Consider the following 19,062-nt stretch of genomic DNA (forward strand, 5'->3'; position numbering starts at 1 on the left):
AGATAGGGGTAGCATACCAAAACAGTCGCAGGTCTCTTTTTTTAAAGGTTCTCTGTTTACTAATTGGATTAACTCACCGTAATAGAATATTTCGTTTTGAATAATTCATTAGCGGCTAATTGATTAATACCAAATTTTTCAATTAAATTTCCCGTTGTGCTTAAAGTATCCGCAACTCCGCACCAAGGCTCAATACAAACAAATGGTGCTTCTTTAGGATAAGGCGACCAAATCCCTACATAAGGCATGTCTTTATAGCTCAACGTCACACTGTGGCAAGATTTCTCACTACGAATCGAATAGGCATTTAACCCCTTCGTCTCATAAATCAGTGCATCCTGCTCAAACAATTGATGATTCAAAGCTAAATTGGTATTTGTTTGCCCGATAGTTCGTTGATCAAAATCAATAAAAGGACCTGCTAACGGCAGTCTTAACCGTGATTTTTGCGGTGAAAAAGCCATATAGTAATCCTCAAACGTCAAGCCTTCTTCTAAAGGAACATTGAACGCTGGATGGCCTCCGATGGCAAAAAACATTTCTTCTTTACCAGTATTTTCCACTTGGTAATGGGTCGTAATCCCTTCGCCACCTAACTCATAAGTAATCACTAATTCGAAATCAAAAGGATAATTTTTTCTAGTTTCCTCAGTACTTTTTAGCGATAAGCTGACCGATTCTGCCCCTTGATTAAGGACTGTAAAATCCATATCTCTTGCAAAACCGTGTTGCCCCATCGAATAGGTCTTTCCTTGATACGTGTAACTATCTTCTTTTAATTTCCCAACAAAAGGAAACAGCACCGGCGCATGTCTTCCCCAAAATTGCGGATCCCCCTGCCAGATATATTCAATCCCTGTTTCTTTCGATTTCAAACTGATTAACTCAGCACCTGATTCTGCAATCGTGGCAATCAGTTGGGCATTTTCAATTGTAACCGTCATTTGCTGGTCCCCCTAATCCTTCTGTTTTTAATAATTATGTTTAGCAAGCTCTTCATTAAAGCGTTTATTTAAGACTTTCAAATAAGTCCCTTTCATTCCAAGGGAACGTGATTCAATAATCCCAGCTGATTCTAACTTTCTCAACGCATTCACAATCACTGAACGAGTAATCCCAATCTCATCAGCAATGTTTGAAGCTGTCAGACGACCCTCATCACCATTTAACGCTTTAAAAATAGCTTGAACGGCTTTCAACTCGCTGTATGAAAGAGTGTTAATCGCCATTTGAACCGCTGTTGTACTCCGAACATCCTCTTCGATGTTACGCGATTGTTGGTACAAAATTTGCATCCCTACCACAGTCGCCCCATACTCAGCTAAAACTAGATCATCTTCGCTGAAAGACTGTTCAATTCTTGCTAAAATAATCGTACCTAAACGTTCCCCTGCTCCAAAGATTGGCACAACCGTTGTTAAGCCAAACGGATACTTCTCTCTAGATTCAACAGGGAAAGCCGTTAAATCACTAGCGATCGGTATATTAGATTCTGTTCGATTTAATTGATCGACAGCATCTGTATAAGAATCAGGAAATTGTTTTTCGACAAACATACTTTTGACACGTTCATTATTGACATCATGCTTTTCGTTATACCCTAACAAAACGCCCTCACCACTTATAATATATGCATTACTATCGAGAATATCACCTAGAATCATCGCCATCTTGTCATAGGGAAGATCCGCTTGCATATCAAATGTATTCTTACGTTGGAGCAGATTATTAATTTTACGTGTTTTTTCTAGTAAGGTACTCATTTTTTACTCCTCCAATTATCTTATAAAATATAGCGACTTAGATCCTCATTTTGGGCAATAGATGCTAACTTATCATTCACATAGCTTTCCGTAATCGTAATCTCACCCATCTGCATATCAGGTGCTTCAAATAACAAGTCTTCCAACAATTTTTCGAGAATTGTATGCAAGCGTCTAGCCCCAATATTATCTGTATCCCTATTGACATTAAAGGCAATATTGGCAATGCGTTCAATCGCTTCAATCGTAAAGGTGACTGAGACATTCTCTGTCCCGATTAAGGCAATATACTGTTTCACTAGCGCATTATTAGGCTCCGTTAAAATCTTAACAAAGTCATCAGCAGTCAAATCATCCAGTTCTACACGGATTGGGAAACGACCTTGCAATTCAGGAATTAAATCACTTGGTTTCGATAAATGGAATGCTCCAGAAGCGATAAATAAAATGTGGTCTGTCTGGATCGCCCCATATTTCGTATTAACTTGTGACCCTTCAACGATTGGTAAAATATCTCTTTGAACTCCTTCACGAGACACTTCGCCTGATTGCTGAGATTTTGACGTAATTTTATCAATTTCATCAATGAAAATAATCCCGCTAGATTCTGCTAAACGAATCGCGTCACTATGAATATCCGCCTCATTAACTAATTTTGAAGACTCTTCTTGGATCAACAATTCTCTGGCGTCCTTCACCGTTACTGTGCGTTCCACGATTTTCTTAGGTGATAACGCGCCTAATGTTTCATTCAGATCAATCCCCATCTGTTCTAAGCCATTATTCATAGCCGGAGCCGTTTTTTTAGGTTCCTCAATCTCGATGGTCACTTCTCTATTATCCAGCAAGCCTTTTTCCAACTGATCCAAAATATTTTTTCTATTCACACGGATTTCTTCCGTAACTTCTTCTTGCGGTTCCTGTGGCTGTTGTGCCGCATTAAACATATTCATCATTTGCTCAAATTGGTTCCCGCTTTGCTTCTGTTCCTTTTTAATCCCAGGAACTAAGACTTTGACTAAACGTTGATTCGCTTTTTTCAACGCTTGACTATAAACACGACTGTATTGTTGTTTCTCAACAATTTGAATCCCATTTTCAACTAAATCACGAACCATTGATTCCACATCGCGACCCACATAGCCGACTTCAGTAAATTTAGTCGCTTCAACTTTCACGAAAGGCGCATTGACAATTTTTGCTAAACGACGCGCAATTTCCGTTTTACCGACACCTGTAGGACCAATCATTAACATATTTTTAGGTGTGATATCCTGTTGCATTTTCTCATCCAGTTGCAGGCGGCGATAACGATTACGTAAAGCCACAGCTACAGATTTTTTGGCTGCATGTTGGCCAATAATATATTGATCTAACTCTGAGACAATCTCTTTAGGTGTTCTATTTAATTCATTCATCTATTTTCATCCCTCGTCTACAATTCTTCTACAATAATATTGTGATTGGTAAAGATACAGATATCAGCAGCAATATTCAATGCATTTTCAGCAATTTCCTTCGCTGAAAGCTCGCCGCCGTACTGTTTCATTGCACGTGCTGCGGATAAAGCAAAATTCCCACCAGAGCCGATTGCTAAAATACCATCGTCAGGAGTAATCACTTCACCAGTGCCCGATACTAACAACATTTCTGATTTGTTCATGACAATCAACATCGCTTCCAATTTTTGCATTGCTTGCTGTGTCCGCCATTCTTGTGCCAGTTCAACTGCTGCTCGTTGAAGATTGCCGTTATATTCATTCAGCTTACCTTCAAATTTTTCTTCCAAAGTGAATGCATCGGCTACGCTTCCGGCAAAACCTACAACCACTTCATCATTATAAATGCGACGAACTTTCCGAGCAGTCCCTTTCATTACTACAGATTCGCCCATCGTTACTTGGCCATCACCGGCCATTGCAAATTTCCCATCTTTTTCGACCGCACAAATTGTTGTCGAATGAAACTGTGATTCTACCATCTATTTTCCTCCTAGACTATCATCTATCATTGCTTCAACCTCTTTATGCACGAGGGTGGAAGCTGCGATAATTTTTTTGTAAACTTTCTTTTGTGACATGCGCATAAATTTGAGTCGTAGATAAATTCGCATGGCCCAAAAGCTCTTGGACAGTCCGCATATCTGCCCCATTATTTAATAAATGTGTAGCAAAAGTATGACGGAGCATATGCGGATGAATATCACTATCCAAACTACTCTTCTTTATGACTTGATTTAATACATATTCAATTCCTGTCGCCGTAATTGGCTCACCATGATGGTTCACAAAAACTGACGCATGATCTTTATGAAATTTAGTCATCAATACACGACGACCCTGTTCAAAATATTCCTGCAATGCATCTGCTGCAAATGAACCCAGCGGTACATAGCGCTCTTTATTTCCTTTCCCATGAATAAGCAGGACGGCTGAACTAAAATCGATATCCTGAATCTCTAGAGTAACCGCCTCACTAACCCGCAAACCAGAGCCATATAGGACTTCCAACAATGCCTGGTTCCGATAATCCAGTGGTTTTGTCCCTTTGACACTCTCAAACAAAGCATCCATTTCTTTTTCATAAAAAAAACGCGGCAAACGTAGTGCCTTCTTTTTTAAATGAACATAGGAGAAGGGATTTTCCTCTATTACTTCTTGCTTCAATAAATATTGGTAAAAGGACCGGAGGCTAGCAATTTTTCGACTAATAGAGTTTCGGCTATACCCTTTATCCGTCAAAAAACTCAAATAAACACGAACATCTAAATGTTGTACAGCCATCAAATCAGCATTCCCCGATTCTTCCAAAAATCGTGTGAAATTCTCAAGATCCTCTTTGTATGCCTCTTGCGTTTTATCGGAATATCCTCTTTCAACTAAAAGATAACGATAAAACTCCTCTGGCCAGTTTTTTTCAGCCATGCTTTCCCTCCCCAATAATACATGTACAATGTAGCACAATGATTTTAAAAAAACAAATGAATTGTCAGAATTTAATTAATATTTCTAAGTTTGTTCACAATTGACACAATTCATTCATATATTCAGGCCTATTTGCTAAAGGCTCGCGCCCAAATAGAATGGTCAGTGACAACCTTCTTCTGGATAAATGCAAATAAAAATAGCAGGACAAGAAGATTTCTCCACTTATCCTACTATGACTATTCTAGGTTAACTTAATAATGATGTTTTCACTTCTTCATTTGCTTCTAACGCACGAGCAGCAATCGCTTCGTAGCGTGATTTTTTATCGCGGATTCGCTCTGGCAATTCAGGGAATAATCCGTAATTTGCATTCATTGGTTGGAAATGTTTGCCTTCAGCATGAGTAATATAATACGCCATGCTACCAATCGCTGTTTCTCGTGGGAAGATCACTGGTGCTTCTTCTTTGGCTAAACGAGCTGCGTTAATTCCAGCTAATAAGCCACTAGCGGCACTTTCGACATAACCTTCGACACCGGTCATTTGACCCGCAAAGAATAAATTATCGCGTTTTTTCGATTGATAAGTCGGTTCTAACAATTCCGGTGAGTTCATAAAGCTATTTCTATGCATTACACCATAGCGGACAAATTCAGCATTTTCAAGTCCTGGAATCATTTGGAAGACCCGTTTTTGTTCGCCCCATTTTAAATGCGTTTGGAAACCAACAATATTGTACAAGGAAGCGGCCGCATTATCTTGTCGTAACTGAATCACAGCATACGGACGTTTGCCTGTTTTAGGATCTTCTAAGCCAACTGGTTTCATCGGACCAAATAGCATCGTCTTAAAGCCACGTTGCGCCATCACTTCAATCGGCATACAGCCTTCAAAGTATTTTTCTTTTTCGAATGTTTTTAATGGAACCACTTCAGCGTTGATTAACGCCTCATGAAATGCTGTAAATTCTTCTTCTGTCATGGGACAATTTAGGTAGGCTGCTTCACCTTTGTCATAACGTGATTTTAAATAAACCTTATCCATATCGATGGTTGATTTATCTAAAATAGGTGCCGCTGCATCATAGAAATAAAAGCCATCAGAGCCGTTGAATTCTTTGATTGCTTCAGCCAAGGGTTCAGAAGTTAGCGGGCCTGTCGCGATAATTGTAATCCCATCAGGAATCTCAGTCACTTCTTCGGTCACCACTGTCACTAATGGATGTTCTTTCACACGTTGCGTAATTGTTTGAGAAAAACTATCTCGATCCACTGCCAGTGCACCACCCGCTGGGACAGCTGTTTGGTCAGCTGACGTAATCACGACAGAGTTTAAACGACGCATTTCTTCCTTCAATAGCCCCACTGCATTGGCTAAACTATTGCCTCGTAAAGAGTTTGAGCAGACCAGTTCTGCAAAATTTTCTGTTTGGTGCGCTTCTGTTGATTTTACTGGGCGCATTTCATAAAGTCGCACAGGGACTCCAGCTTGGGCGACTTGCCACGCGGCTTCACTTCCAGCTAGACCTGCACCGATTACATTGACTGTTTGAACCATTAAACCCCTCTTTTCTGATACGTATCATTTTATTTTCGTCATTTATTAGTAGTTTAAAATCATTCGTTACTTGTTTATTACTCGTTTATTTTTGAACATTTTCTTTATAGTCTCCATTGACGCAGACCACTTGTTTGCCGCCTTTAACTTTCTTCTCAACTAAATATTGACCACATTTCGGACAATCACGTCCAACTGGTTTATCCCAAGAAGTAAAGTCACATTCAGGGTATCGATTACAGCCGAAGAATATTCTATTTTTCTTAGATTTTCTTTCGACGACTTGTCCTTCATGACAGACTGGACATGTTACACCAATTTCTTTAATGATTGGTTTAGTATTTCGACATTCCGGGAAATTGCTACAAGCGTAGAATTTGCCGTATTTACCTAATTTAATCACCATTGGATGACCACACAGATCACAATCAAAGCCAGCTGGCTCATCTTTAATCTGAATTTTTTCAATCTGTTCTTCCGCCTTGTTTAATTCAACTTCAAAAGGTTTATAGAAACGATCGACAACTTTGATCCAATCTTCCTTACCTTCTTCGACCTTATCCAAATCGCCTTCCATACCTGCTGTAAAATGGACATCCACGATTTGTGGGAAGAAATCAACAATCAGAGAATTCACAATCTCGCCTAATTCAGTTGGTTCAAAGCGTTTTTGAGCAAGCTTCACATAATATCTGCGTTGAATGGTATCTAAAGTTGGTGCATATGTCGACGGACGACCTACGCCATTTTCTTCTAAAGCTTTAATCAACGTTGCTTCGCTGTAACGAGCTGGGGGTTGTGTGAAATGTTGTTTCGGCTCAATATCTACCGAATTCACTACATCGCCAACCGCTAAATCAGGCAAGATATTTTCTTTGTCTTCTTTGCCATCATCGCGTCCTTCAACATAGACCTGCATGAACCCTTTAAATTTCACTTTTGAACCATTTGCAATAAACGTGACTCCATTTTGCTCTAAAGTCACTTTCATTGTATCTAGAACAGCTGGCGTCATTTGACTAGCCACAAAACGTGACCAGATTAGCGTATAAAGCTTCAGTTGATCTTTATCTAAATATTTTTTCATTTCATCAGGAGTTCTTAGAGCACTCGATGGGCGAACCGCTTCATGGGCATCTTGCGCGCCTTGAGCATTTTTCACCTTACGTCCACCATGCGCTGAATATTCTTTACCATACGTCTTTTCGATGAATTCAGCTGCTTCATTTTTGGCGCTATCCGCAATCCGTGTAGAATCGGTACGCATATAAGTAATTAAACCTACCGTGCCTTGTTTTCCAAGAGCAATTCCTTCATATAACTGTTGAGCAACCATCATGGTTTTTCTAGTCCGGAAATTTAATTTACGCGCTGCTTCCTGTTGCAAACTACTGGTTGTAAATGGTAATGAAGGATTTCGTTTACGTTCTTTCTTTTCAACTTTCGTAACATCGAAATCTTTGCCATCAATCCGTTGGGTCACTTCTTTTACAGCCTCAGCATCAGGTAGTTTTTTCTTCTTCCCATCAACACCCCAAAAGTTCGCCTTGAATTTTTTCTTTTCCTTTTTGAAGTTTCCATCAATACTCCAATATTCTTCTGGAATAAAGTCACGGATTTCTTTTTCGCGATCAATGATAATCTTCAATGCAACAGATTGTACGCGACCAGCACTCAAACCCTTTTTGACTTTGCGCCAAAGAATTGGGCTAATCGAATAACCAACTAAACGGTCAAGGACGCGTCTTGCCTGTTGGGCATCAACCAAATCAACATCAATCGTTTTGGGCTCTTTAAATGCAGCTTTGACTGCTTCTTTAGTAATTTCATTAAAGACTACTCGGTTTTTATCAGATAAATCTAGTCCTAACAGGAAAGCCAAATGCCAAGCAATTGCCTCTCCCTCTCTATCCGGGTCACTTGCGAGAAAGACTTTTTCAGCTTTTTTGGCAGCTGCTTTTAAGCTCTTGATGACATCGCCTTTACCGCGAATAGAAATATAATGAGGTTCATAGTTATTTTCAACATCGATTCCCATCTTACTTTTCGGTAAATCTCTAATATGACCAACACTGGCCATTACTTTATAATTTCTTCCTAGATACTTTTCAATTGTTTTTGCTTTGGCAGGTGATTCTACGATAACTAAATATTTATATGCCATTAGTGGATGGACTCCTTTCGCATGTCGAGTTCCTACTATATATATGTGTTTAAAAAACTCACAAATCGTAGCCTATCATATCTATTAGAATAAGGTTTGTCAAGGAAGTTATTCATTTAGTTTTTTAAAACTAACGCGAAACACCCCCAGATTGAAAGGGATTTTTCGCCTCTTTTTCATTGGAAAGCTGTGGGAAAAAGCAAAGAAATCACTAAGAAACAACCCATTATCAACGAAAAAAAGGCCGCCTAAAAAGGCAGTCCAGTTGTGAGAGTTAGTCAGTGTTGATAAAAAACTTAAAAAATTTTAAATCTCACCTCATTCATTTTAGCAATTTCTTTATTTGACTCAACAAATAAACCTAAGCACTTAGGCTCTCTTACTTACAAATAATGCCGTAATTCGTCCAAAATATCATCCGCAGTAAAGACACATTTGGCACCATCCTGAATCAAATTGTGGCACCCATTAGAATGTCCAGATAGAATATCGCCAGGCACAGCGAAGACCTCTCGACCATATTCCATCGCCATCTGAGCAGTAATCAATGAACCACTTCTTTTCTTCGCTTCAATAATACAAGTACCCAGAGACAGTCCCGCAATAATTCGGTTTCTCATGGGAAAATGATGCCGTTTAGGTCCCACACCTTTGGGATATTCAGATACTAATAAATGATTTTTAGCCAGTTCTATCTGTAGCTCCTTGGAAGAATCCGGATAACAGCAATCCAGTCCCGTCCCAATCACACCAATCGCCTGACCCGTTAAAGAAAGCACAGTCTGGTGACTTTGAGCATCAATTCCCTTTGCTAATCCACTGACAATCACAAATTTTTCATTCACCAATGGGGGAATTAAACGATGAACAACACGTTTTCCATAACCAGTCGCTTCTCTAGCGCCTACAAATGCGAGCTTATTTTTCTTCAATAGTGAAAGATTTCCTTCATAAAATAGAAAGATCGGTGGATAAGGAATCTCTAACAATATTTCCGGATACTCTTCACTCAAACAAAACAAGTTCGGTTGGGCATGCCACTTTTCTTCTAGCTGTTCATCAGAAAGTGCAAACCACGATTCCCTGAATGCTTGTTGATGTTGTCGCTCAACCGCTAAATTAATAATTTCCGTCATACTAAAGCGAGTATACTGTTTTTCCAAAGCGTATTTAATTAAACGCCAGCTCCCTTTTAAACTAATCCCTCGGCAAAATAATAATTTAAATAGTAATTTTTCTAACTCATCCAAAAAAAGCCCTTCTTTCTAAAATACTCATCAAAGTAAGTATGCGCAAAAGAAGAGCCTTTCTATTAAATTATATGTTCTTTCTTTTCTCTTACGGGCTTATTCGTTTACCTAAATTTTATAAATTCACATAATTTTTGACAGGTGCGAAGGTTAAACGATGTATCGGCGTAATCCCTTGCGTTTCTAGCGCTTCTAAATGTTCTTTAGTGCCATAACCAGCATTTCGCTCAAAACCGTACCCAGGATATTTTACGCTATATTCTGCCATCAATCGATCTCGGGTAACTTTAGCAATAATACTTGCTGCCGCTATCGAAATAGATCGTGCATCCCCTTTAATCAAACTCTCTTGTTCAATCTCAATCGGTAACGTCATGGCATCCACCAATAAATAATCTGGTTGTGCAGAAAGTTGTTCCACAGCCATCATCATAGCTTTCTTACTAGCTTGATAGATGTTGATTGCATCAATTTCTGTCTGATCGACTAAACCAACGCCTATCGCCACCGCTTTTTCCTTAATCTCGTCAAAAAGTTGTTCACGCTTGGCTTCAGAAAGTTGTTTGGAATCATTCAAGCCGATAATGTCGCAATTCTCAGGTAAAATCACCGCAGCAGCAATCACTGGACCCGCCAATGGACCTCTACCGACTTCATCAATTCCGGCAATATATTTATGCCCATTCGCATAGGCTTCTTTTTCAAAGACACTCATTTCTTGAAGCTTTCGGACAAGTGCCGCCTGTTTTTCCATTCTTCGATCAAATTGTTTCAAAGCTGCTTGAACACCCGCCCGCGCATCCTCACGTAAACTTTTGACATAGGCATCTTCTGCAGTCATAACAACCGCTAGTTTTGTCTTAATCTCTGCAATTGATTCAGGTTTCATTTAGACTTCATACTCCTCATATCGATCTAATGTATAGGTTCCTAATTTCCCACTACGGATTTCAAAAACCAGCATTTCGCTCGCACGATCATAATCATCACGAAATCCGCGCTTTTGACTAATCGTCATTAATAACTCTGGCGCAAGCCCTTTCTCCTGTTCTTCCGTCAATTGATACCGTTCTGATAAGCGTCCTGGATAATAGCGCGCAAAGAAATCCAGCCCATACAAAGCCATATCATCTAAATGAATTAATTGATCTTTGATTGCCCCTGTTAAAGCCAGTCTCTTACCAATCTGTTCGTCTTCAAACTTTGGCCATAAAATCCCTGGTGTATCCAACAACTCTAACTCCGTCCCTGAACGCAACCACTGTTGTCCCTTTGTCACACCCGGTTTGTTTCCAGTTTGAGCAATCTTTTTACCAACTAAGCGATTCATCAACGTTGATTTCCCAACATTTGGAATGCCAATAACCATCGCCCGAATCGCCCGCGGCTTGATTCCTCTCGCCTTATTACGCTCAATTTTTTCTTTCAAAGCCTGTTTCGCTGAAGGTACAATATTTTTAACGCCTTTGTTATCCTGCGCATTAATCGCCAGGGTCACAAAGCCTTTTTTTTGAAAATATCCTTGCCAAAGCTTCGTTTGGTGAGGATCAGCCAAGTCGGCTTTGTTTAATAAAACTAACCGTGGCTTCTGTTGAATAATCTGATCCATCATCGGATTTCTTGAAGAAATCGGTAATCTAGCATCAACTAATTCAAAGACAATATCTACAAATTTTAATTTTTCAGAAACCTCACGACGCGCTTTCGCCATGTGTCCTGGGAACCATTGAATAGTACTCATATAGTTAAAAATCCTTTCATATCAAGGTTTACAACACCTTGTTTTGCTTAATTTCCTTCGCATGGGACAAACATGGGACGCTTTTCTATTTTTTCTGCATAAAAATATTGTCTCCGTATGTTATTCTAAACCCGAGTATCTTTAGCATTTTAACACAAATTGCTTCAATATTGAATACTAAGCACTCTCTGGTCAGGTCACTCGAATCATGTCACGCGCGGTTATTCTCCAGTCTGATACCATTTCCCTTGAGTCGTATATAAGCGATAAAATTCTGCTTTCATCTCTAACAGTTCCTGAAAAGTTCCATTCTCAACAAGCTTTCCCTCTCTCATCACAAGAATCCGATCCGCATATTTAGCAAGACCTACCCGATGTGAAACGATAAATGCGGTCTTAGATTCAGAAATAGCCAATAATTTTTTTAGAATCTCTGTTTCTGCTACAGGATCCAAGGCACTGGTTGGTTCATCCAAAAACACTTGTCTACTCTCTTTAAACATTGTTCGAGATAAAGCAATCTTTTGCCATTCCCCACCAGAAAATGCCTGTCCCTCAAAGTCTCTACCAATTTGATCGTCCAAATTGATGCTTTTTTCAAAAAGATTTTCAGTCAGTACTTGTCTAATTGCAGCATCATTTTGCATCTTCTCAATAGCTGAAATACCAATATTTTCTCTCAAAGTTAGCTCATATTGGCCAAAATCTTGTGGCATCATCGCAACCTGCCGATAGAAATTTTCTTTTTCTAGCTCATTCAAAGAAACCTGATCGTAATAGATAGTTCCTTCGTTTGGTTCAAAAAAGCCTAATAATAGTTTGGCTAATGTCGTTTTTCCACTCCCATTTTCACCAACAATAACAACTTTCTCGCCTTGATTCACTATGAAAGAAACATCATTGATAGCTTTTTTATGAGCATTTGGATAGCTAAAGGATACTGCGTCTACCGATAAAGTTTGCCAGTCTGCTAATTTTTGTACCCCATTATTCTCTTCTTCTAAATCTAAAAATTCATAATAATCTGCTGCTATGCTCGCATACTGGGGTAACGAACCTACTTGAAGCATCAGATTTTTGACCCCATTTTGGACTTCACGAATGGCATAGATACTTGCGCCAAAAACACCGATAGACAGTTGTTTTTGTTGGAGTAAATAAAGAATCAATATAAAACAGCCTATGAAACTCATTGATTTTAATAAATTACAAAATAACAATGAACGACTATCTTTTTTGTGAAATTTCCAATTCTCTTGACTCACTTGTTTTTGGATTTCTAGCCATTTATTCATCATATAATCACTCGTATTCGTTACCCGGAATTCTTTTACAGCTGAACTATTACTAAATAGCTTCCAATAGTAATCTTCTTTTCGTTTTAGAGGTGCTTGATTGTATTTTAAGCGATAAAATTCTTTACCTCTTAGTATCCGGGAAATCAAATATGGAATTGTCGACAACAAACAAACCGGTAATAGTAAAATATGGTACCTCGTCAAGCCTAGTGAAATCCCTACGATTCCAATGAATAAAGAAATTGACTTCAAAAAAAGAAGATACGTTTTCGGAATCATATCATTTTGTACACATTCTTTTGCGCGCTGAGCCAAATTATGTGTATCAGCATCTTCATGAGCTATTAATGGCAAACGCGCATATTTTAGACCAAGTCTCATTTTTAGTATATGTAACGTTTTCTCATATATTCCATAATTTTCTGAGATACTTTGTACCGTATACAGTGAATACTGGATAAGATACAGTAGAACAAACAGACTGCCAAAATAGATGATTCCATTTTGTCCCCCCTGGCCGTTTAAATACTGGGTAATCGCATCTAGTAATTCTGATACCAGTATCGTAATAGCCACTGGCAGTACAGCAAACAGCCCCAAAATAATAATGTTTATGAGACTAAACAAAGGGGTTGCCATCGTAACTTCTTTAATCGAACGAATTAATATAGTAACATTTTTCATGTTTTACACCTCATTTATACCATGAACTTTGTTCTTGAAACATGGTTTTGTACAAGCCATTTTCAGCAATTAAGTCTTTATGAGAACCACACTCTTTGATGATTCCTTCGTCTACAACTAAAATTCTATCCGCAATCTTTGCACTCGCTAGACGATGAGAAATCATCACACTGCCCTTCTTCTCAATAACAGTGAAAAAGTTTTGATACATTTCACTTTCTGCCATCGGATCCATCGCGGCTGTTGGCTCGTCTAATATAGTAATTAATGAATGGGAAACTAAAGCTCTGGCCAGAGCAATCTTCTGCCATTGCCCACCAGAAAAATCAACACCTGATTTCTCTAGTTTTCCTAATTCAGTATCTAAACCGCTCCGGGTTAATAAATCATTCGCCGCTGCTTGATCCAAAGCAGCCAAAATTTGTTGGTCATTTGACATAGCAGAGAGATTTCCTAGAGCAACATTTTCTCTCAATGACATGGAATATCTTGTGAAATCTTGAAAAACGACCCCAAATATTTTATGTAGACAGTCAGAATTAATCTCTCGAATATCAACGCCATTAATGGTTATCCTTCCACTTGTTGGCAGATAAAGTCGCAACAATAACTTTATTAAAGTTGACTTTCCTGCGCCATTTTTGCCAACAATTGCGATTGATTCACTACTAGTAAATGTGAAAGTAAGTTCGTTCAATATTAGCTTTTCACTATTTGGATAAGCGAAAGATACTTTTTCAAAAGAAACTATTGCCTGATCCGTATCTATAAATTTCTGACCATCAGAAACCTCTTCAAATGTTTGTAGCTGATAGTAATGTCTCATTTCAATACTTTTACGAGTAATTTGAGAAAGCTCCGCCGAGAGCATTTCAGAGCTCGCCATAATCGTTGCAATAGATAATACCAGCGCGGTAAAAATTCCTAAAGCAATTTTTTGAGCAAATAATAACTGACCAAAATAAAGACTGGCACCCACAACCCAGATGGTGAAAATCAGTGTGGTCAAAATGAAATATTTTTGTGCTTTCAAAATAGACTCTAAACGCTCGCTAAAAATAACTTTAGATAACGCGCGCCACTTCGTCACGATATACTTCACTCCATTATACAAGCGAAGTTCAGGAATTGTTGATTTGTTTGATAATATGCTACTCAAATACTCTAATTTACGCTCTTTCATTCCCTGCTCAACAATCACTTCATTCATCAAATCCATACCTTTATAATTGAAAATAATAACAAGAAAAATCATTACTGCAAATGAGAGTGCAATCAAAATAGACGTCTGTATAAGAAATAGTGTCGAGCCAAACAAAATGATCAAACACGACAGACAACTTAATATACTTTGAAACCGTTCAGTGATTTGAACATCTGGTTCATTTCCCATTAAACGGATTGTATTCGCCATCTCTTTATCTTCAAAATATTCATACTTGATGACAGAGAGCTTTCGGGCAATTGCCAAAGTGATTTTAGTATGAGCAAATTCCTGAATTTTAATTTGTTGTGTGACAGTGACATGTTCACCGATGCTCAAAAAAATATCACCCAGTAAAAAAATACCGCACCAGATAAGCATTTTTTTCATCTCACCCTGTTGCATAAACTGTGGAACCGCTTGAATAATCTCTTGTATAAAAACAAGTTGTAGCGGAACCAAACTAGCTATCAGTACTGTTAAAATAATCTGGCAACTCGTGTGAAATGGTGCACATTGATAGACAAATCGAATATTTTTCAGACTATCTTTTATTAAACCAAACCAACTATTATTTTCTTTCATTTCTATCGCCACTCCTATTATCTAGCAAATATTACTTAGAATATGTTTTGGATTCATTCACCTCTACTCCCACAAAATGTATGGATGGCAGCGAACTTTTCCTATTTTCAAAAAAGCAGATAAGTGGAATGAGACTCTGGTTTCATTCCACTCATCTGCTGATTGTTTATTTATGCTTATCAACTACTATTTATGTATTCTTTTATCCTTCATGAATCAGTCATTTTCCTTTTCACATTGTACCACAAATTGAAACGATCCGTTTTTCCATTAAAAGATTATGACTATCGCGAGTAAAATTGACAAAACAGATCATATGACTAAAGATTTCTGTATGAACGTGTCTGATACTAGGAACTTTCATATGAAGTGAACTGCTCCAATTCACCTGTATTGTACAAAACCATTCTATAAAATAGTCTTGCAGAAGTCACATTGGCAAATAACAAAGCCTTTTCCCTTTTTTTCACATAGTGTCTCTTTTTAGATATTTTTGGTCTTCTTTTTACTAGTTTTTCGTTACAATACTTTTATTGACGTTAAGAGGTATATTCAGTAGCAAGAAGTCATTGTCTAGTAGGTTTTGTCTTTAAAATTGCTTTCTCTATCTGTGTTTGATTTCACAAAATACGCAACTAGCCACAAGTCATGAAAAAATGGTCAATTATTACGCATAATATGATTATGCTAACGATTATCAGAATTATAAATCGCTACATCGTGGGATTCTACGGAAAATTATATGAAATATTCTGAAGCTATATTCACATTTAACTGAAAATTACAGTCTTTCGTGCTTTTTACAAAGTTGTGGCTAGTTGCGGTGTTTTCACGCATTTTTAGTGGAGCAGAAAATAGCAAGAATCCATCAGTTAAAGGGTTTTCCCTTGTAAATCAGCTTTTTACTCCCGTTTTTCACCCTTAATAATGCGCAACTAACCACAAGTATTAAAATACTAGGCTTTTTACGCTTTGTTTTTCGTCAGTAATCTATTTTTCAAATAACAAATTGAGAGTTTTAACAACAGACCAATGTAGTATTTTCTCAGGTAAAGAAAACAATTCTTTTTATTCAGCTAGTTTTCGTTGTAAGGCTTGTTGTACGTTCACCAAGATGGCTTCTTGTGTGGCAAGTTGCCCTTTTTCTCGGTTGACACGATCTAGCTCACCTTCTATTACAGCTAGATTCTCTTGCCACTGCATAGCTGTTCCACAATTTGTTTCATGGCTCTCTTTAATTTGTTTGATGACTTCCAGCGACAGTCCAAGTGCTTTTAGTTCGACGATATTTTGAAAATCCTCTACTTCTTTTGCTGAAAAATCGTACCAGCTGTTCTTTTTATCTGGCGTTAATAATCCTAATTTCAGATAATGCTTCACTGTATCGATTGTCGTATTCTGCTGTCTAACAAATTCTGAAATAGTCATTTTCTGCTCCTTGACAGGGGGTCGACCCACTATGTTTTACTGACATTATAGCAAATTCTATTGGAGGGAACGTATGAAAATTTTATTTTTTATTCTATTATATGGTTATGGTCTAGTGATGGGTGGAAGCTCACTGGTGTTTTTTCACGAGGAGAAACTACCCCTGTGGCTGACTCTCGTGAATTGCCTGAGTGCCTTCGTCTTATGTTTGACGCCACTTTCCAGAAAGTTTTTATATCTAGGACTGGCTTTACTACTGTTTTCAGCTATCCTTAATGGTTTTAGTCTAAATGGACTACCCAATTGGCACCATGTAGTAGTCAGACTAGTGTTTTCAGCACTTCTTTGCTTATTGTACCTGAAACAAATAAAACCAGATTGATAGATAAGAAAAAAGCTGATCTCGACAATAATTCCGTCAAGATCAGCTTTTACTTTTTGCCCTTAATTCCTAATTAATTCAGAACGAGTCTTTCCATAACGTCACCAGGTTGATGGCGTCCATCGATGATTTTTTCACCTGCGAAAGAACGCACGCGCTCCATATTTGTTACGACAACAATCACGGTTGTCGCTTTTTCTTGTGCTTTAATGAAAGCTAAGTCCATTGTTGCAAGTTTTGTATTTGTGTTGACTGTATCGCCTTCTTTAACGAATACTGTGAAGCCTTCGCCATTAAGAGAAACGGTATCAATCCCCATGTGCACAAGGACTTCTACACCACTATTCGTCCGTAGACCAATGGCATGTTTTGAAGGGAAAACGGTCGTTACTGTTCCACTGACTGGTGAGAAAATAGTGCCTTCGCTTGGTTCAATTGCAAAGCCATCACCCATCATTTTTGTTGAAAATACTTCATCTGCTACGTCATTTAATGGTACGTATTGACCTTTAGCGACTGCATGTAAAGAAAGTTCGTTGGTTAATTCACCATCTTCGCCTTCTTCTTTTGGCACCATGATATAAGCGATGATAAATGATAAACCAATCGCAATCACAATCCCTAAGATTGCAAAGACAAAATATTGACCGATATAGGCTGGTAAGCTGAAAATACTTGATAAAATATAGCCGTAAATACGAACACCGAAGAAGCTAATGAAGGCTGATGCCACACCACTACCGATGGTTGCTGCTAAGAAGGCTTTTTTGTATTTCGATAAAATACCGAATAAAGCCGGCTCAGTAATTCCTAGTAAACCAGAAATTGCAGAAGATAAAATAACTGATTTTTCTTCTTTCGTTTTAACTTTTGTATACATCGCTGCTGTTGCCCCAGTGATCGCCATGTTCGCCATAAACATCATTGGCATTAACATATCATAGCCTTGGTTAGCAAAGTTTTGTAACGCGATTGGCGTCATCGCATGGTGTAAACCAGTGAAGATTGCGATTGGACGAATGGCTCCGACAACAATCCCTGCAAGAATTGGTGAAATTGAGAATAATCCTTCGACACCTGCTGCTAATAAATTACCTAAATGAATGCTGATTGGTCCAATAATTGTTAAGGTTACAAGGCCTGCGACAAATAACGAAATTGTCGGTGTAAAAACAGTCCGTAAAACTTGTGGCAAGACTTTATCCACCCAACGGTAAATGTAGCTTAAAGCTAAGACTGCTAAAATAATTGGAATAACTGTTCCTGCGTAATTGAAGACTGGCACTGGTACGGCGCCAAACAACAGAAACTGTGATACTTTGCCCTCAGCGACTGCATTTGACATCGTTGGAAATTGTAGCGCTGCGGCAATTGCAATAGCTAAATACTGATTCGTTTGGAAGATTTTTGCTGCCGAAGCTGCCACGAAAAATGGTAAGAACGTGAAGACGCCACTGGCTAACATGTCAATTACCAAATACGTATCTGTCTGATTAGAAATAACATTTAATGCAACTAATCCAGCCATCAACCCTTTGATCATCCCGGCGCCAGCAATCGCTGGTACAAGCGGTCCAAAGACACCCGAAACGGTATCCATAAATAATGAAACAAGTCCTTTTTTCTCTTTCGGTGCTTCAGCCTGCGTACCACCGTCTAAGCCTAACTCTTTCGCCAATGGTTTAAAATAATCTGCGACATCTGTGCCGATAACGACTTGCAGCTGTTCGCTTTGATACTTAGTACCTACGACCTTAGGAATTTTATCCAATGCTTTATAATCCACTTGTTTCTCATCTTTTAGATTGAAACGTAAGCGGGTCATACAATGCCAAGCATTATTGATGTTTTCCTGGCCGCCAACTGCTTTTATAATCTGTTGTGCAATTTCTTTGTGCTCCATATTCATTTTCCTCCTTGATTACGTTTACACGAGTTATCTTAGCACGAGTTTTTATACTTGTAAAACCAGTCCTATTTATCAAAAAACGAACAGAAACCTTTATTTAACAACATTTTTGATTGACCAAACGAATAATTGGACTGTTTTTTCTAGCGTTTAACACTTTTTTTTAGACC

The 19,062-nt window shown here is 38.3% G+C and carries 14 protein-coding genes; all 14 read right to left on the reverse strand.

All coding sequences use genetic code 11. The features are described 5' to 3' along the window. Positions 1–68: 68 nt before the first annotated feature. The gene (locus BAU15_RS04635; protein ID WP_161841587.1) at positions 69–944 is read right to left on the reverse strand and encodes an aldose 1-epimerase family protein; all 876 of its coding nucleotides are present in this window, start codon (positions 942–944) and stop codon (positions 69–71) included. A 27-nt stretch (positions 945–971) separates the two neighbouring features. Next, positions 972–1,763, reverse strand: coding sequence for a GTP-sensing pleiotropic transcriptional regulator CodY (codY, locus tag BAU15_RS04640; RefSeq protein ID WP_161841588.1), 792 nt, complete (start codon positions 1,761–1,763; stop codon positions 972–974). A gap of 20 nt (positions 1,764–1,783) precedes the next feature. Beyond that, the gene (hslU, locus tag BAU15_RS04645; protein WP_161841589.1) at positions 1,784–3,181 is read right to left on the reverse strand and encodes an ATP-dependent protease ATPase subunit HslU; all 1,398 of its coding nucleotides are present in this window, start codon (positions 3,179–3,181) and stop codon (positions 1,784–1,786) included. Between the two features lie 17 nt (positions 3,182–3,198). Beyond that, positions 3,199–3,744, reverse strand: a complete 546-nt coding sequence (gene hslV / locus BAU15_RS04650; RefSeq protein WP_161841590.1) for an ATP-dependent protease subunit HslV — start codon at positions 3,742–3,744, stop codon at positions 3,199–3,201. 43 nt (positions 3,745–3,787) lie between these two features. After that, a complete protein-coding gene (gene xerC, locus BAU15_RS04655; protein ID WP_161841591.1) occupies positions 3,788–4,687 on the reverse strand; it encodes a tyrosine recombinase XerC in 900 nt (299 codons plus the stop codon). A gap of 249 nt (positions 4,688–4,936) precedes the next feature. After that, positions 4,937–6,247 (reverse strand): FADH(2)-oxidizing methylenetetrahydrofolate--tRNA-(uracil(54)-C(5))-methyltransferase TrmFO, encoded by a 1,311-nt coding sequence (gene trmFO, locus BAU15_RS04660; RefSeq protein WP_161841592.1) that lies wholly within the window; start codon positions 6,245–6,247, stop codon positions 4,937–4,939. An 85-nt stretch (positions 6,248–6,332) separates the two neighbouring features. Continuing rightward, on the reverse strand, positions 6,333–8,411 hold the full coding sequence (topA, locus tag BAU15_RS04665) for a type I DNA topoisomerase (RefSeq protein WP_161841593.1): 2,079 nt from the start codon (positions 8,409–8,411) through the stop codon (positions 6,333–6,335). A 383-nt stretch (positions 8,412–8,794) separates the two neighbouring features. Continuing rightward, a complete protein-coding gene (gene dprA / locus BAU15_RS04670) occupies positions 8,795–9,661 on the reverse strand; it encodes a DNA-processing protein DprA (RefSeq protein ID WP_161841594.1) in 867 nt (288 codons plus the stop codon). A 115-nt stretch (positions 9,662–9,776) separates the two neighbouring features. After that, positions 9,777–10,550: a ribonuclease HII gene (locus BAU15_RS04675; RefSeq protein WP_161841595.1), complete on the reverse strand. Its 774-nt coding sequence runs from the start codon at positions 10,548–10,550 to the stop codon at positions 9,777–9,779. Then, positions 10,551–11,402 carry a ribosome biogenesis GTPase YlqF gene (gene ylqF, locus BAU15_RS04680; RefSeq protein WP_161841596.1) on the reverse strand — a complete coding sequence of 284 codons (852 nt, stop codon included), beginning with the start codon at positions 11,400–11,402 and terminating at the stop codon, positions 10,551–10,553. It abuts the gene before it with no gap. Between the two features lie 221 nt (positions 11,403–11,623). Beyond that, positions 11,624–13,384, reverse strand: a complete 1,761-nt coding sequence (locus BAU15_RS04685; protein WP_161841597.1) for an ABC transporter ATP-binding protein — start codon at positions 13,382–13,384, stop codon at positions 11,624–11,626. Positions 13,385–13,394: 10 nt separating this feature from the next. Further along, positions 13,395–15,173: an ABC transporter ATP-binding protein gene (locus tag BAU15_RS04690; protein WP_161841598.1), complete on the reverse strand. Its 1,779-nt coding sequence runs from the start codon at positions 15,171–15,173 to the stop codon at positions 13,395–13,397. Between the two features lie 1,068 nt (positions 15,174–16,241). After that, complete coding sequence (locus BAU15_RS04695) at positions 16,242–16,601, reverse strand: MerR family transcriptional regulator (protein ID WP_161841599.1); 360 nt, start codon at positions 16,599–16,601, stop codon at positions 16,242–16,244. Positions 16,602–17,056: 455 nt separating this feature from the next. Then, positions 17,057–18,886: a glucose PTS transporter subunit IIA gene (locus BAU15_RS04700; RefSeq protein WP_161841600.1), complete on the reverse strand. Its 1,830-nt coding sequence runs from the start codon at positions 18,884–18,886 to the stop codon at positions 17,057–17,059. Positions 18,887–19,062: the final 176 nt, after the last annotated feature.

It is taken from the genome of Candidatus Enterococcus huntleyi, assembly GCF_009933175.1.
Lineage (GTDB): Bacteria > Bacillota > Bacilli > Lactobacillales > Enterococcaceae > Enterococcus_K > Enterococcus_K huntleyi.

What these genes read in the sequence shown, in the direction of transcription:
- topA (WP_161841593.1), bottom strand. Translation starts at nt 8,411, where the DNA reads ATGGCATATAAATATTTAGTTATCGTAGAATCACCTGCCAAAGCAAAA.
- trmFO (WP_161841592.1), bottom strand. Translation starts at nt 6,247, where the DNA reads ATGGTTCAAACAGTCAATGTAATCGGTGCAGGTCTAGCTGGAAGTGAA.
- BAU15_RS04700 (WP_161841600.1), bottom strand. Translation starts at nt 18,886, where the DNA reads ATGGAGCACAAAGAAATTGCACAACAGATTATAAAAGCAGTTGGCGGC.
- BAU15_RS04690 (WP_161841598.1), bottom strand. Translation starts at nt 15,173, where the DNA reads ATGAAAGAAAATAATAGTTGGTTTGGTTTAATAAAAGATAGTCTGAAA.
- BAU15_RS04635 (WP_161841587.1), bottom strand. Translation starts at nt 944, where the DNA reads ATGACGGTTACAATTGAAAATGCCCAACTGATTGCCACGATTGCAGAA.
- BAU15_RS04695 (WP_161841599.1), bottom strand. Translation starts at nt 16,601, where the DNA reads ATGACTATTTCAGAATTTGTTAGACAGCAGAATACGACAATCGATACA.
- codY (WP_161841588.1), bottom strand. Translation starts at nt 1,763, where the DNA reads ATGAGTACCTTACTAGAAAAAACACGTAAAATTAATAATCTGCTCCAA.
- BAU15_RS04675 (WP_161841595.1), bottom strand. Translation starts at nt 10,550, where the DNA reads ATGAAACCTGAATCAATTGCAGAGATTAAGACAAAACTAGCGGTTGTT.
- ylqF (WP_161841596.1), bottom strand. Translation starts at nt 11,402, where the DNA reads ATGAGTACTATTCAATGGTTCCCAGGACACATGGCGAAAGCGCGTCGT.
- hslU (WP_161841589.1), bottom strand. Translation starts at nt 3,181, where the DNA reads ATGAATGAATTAAATAGAACACCTAAAGAGATTGTCTCAGAGTTAGAT.
- xerC (WP_161841591.1), bottom strand. Translation starts at nt 4,687, where the DNA reads ATGGCTGAAAAAAACTGGCCAGAGGAGTTTTATCGTTATCTTTTAGTT.
- hslV (WP_161841590.1), bottom strand. Translation starts at nt 3,744, where the DNA reads ATGGTAGAATCACAGTTTCATTCGACAACAATTTGTGCGGTCGAAAAA.
- BAU15_RS04685 (WP_161841597.1), bottom strand. Translation starts at nt 13,384, where the DNA reads ATGAAAAATGTTACTATATTAATTCGTTCGATTAAAGAAGTTACGATG.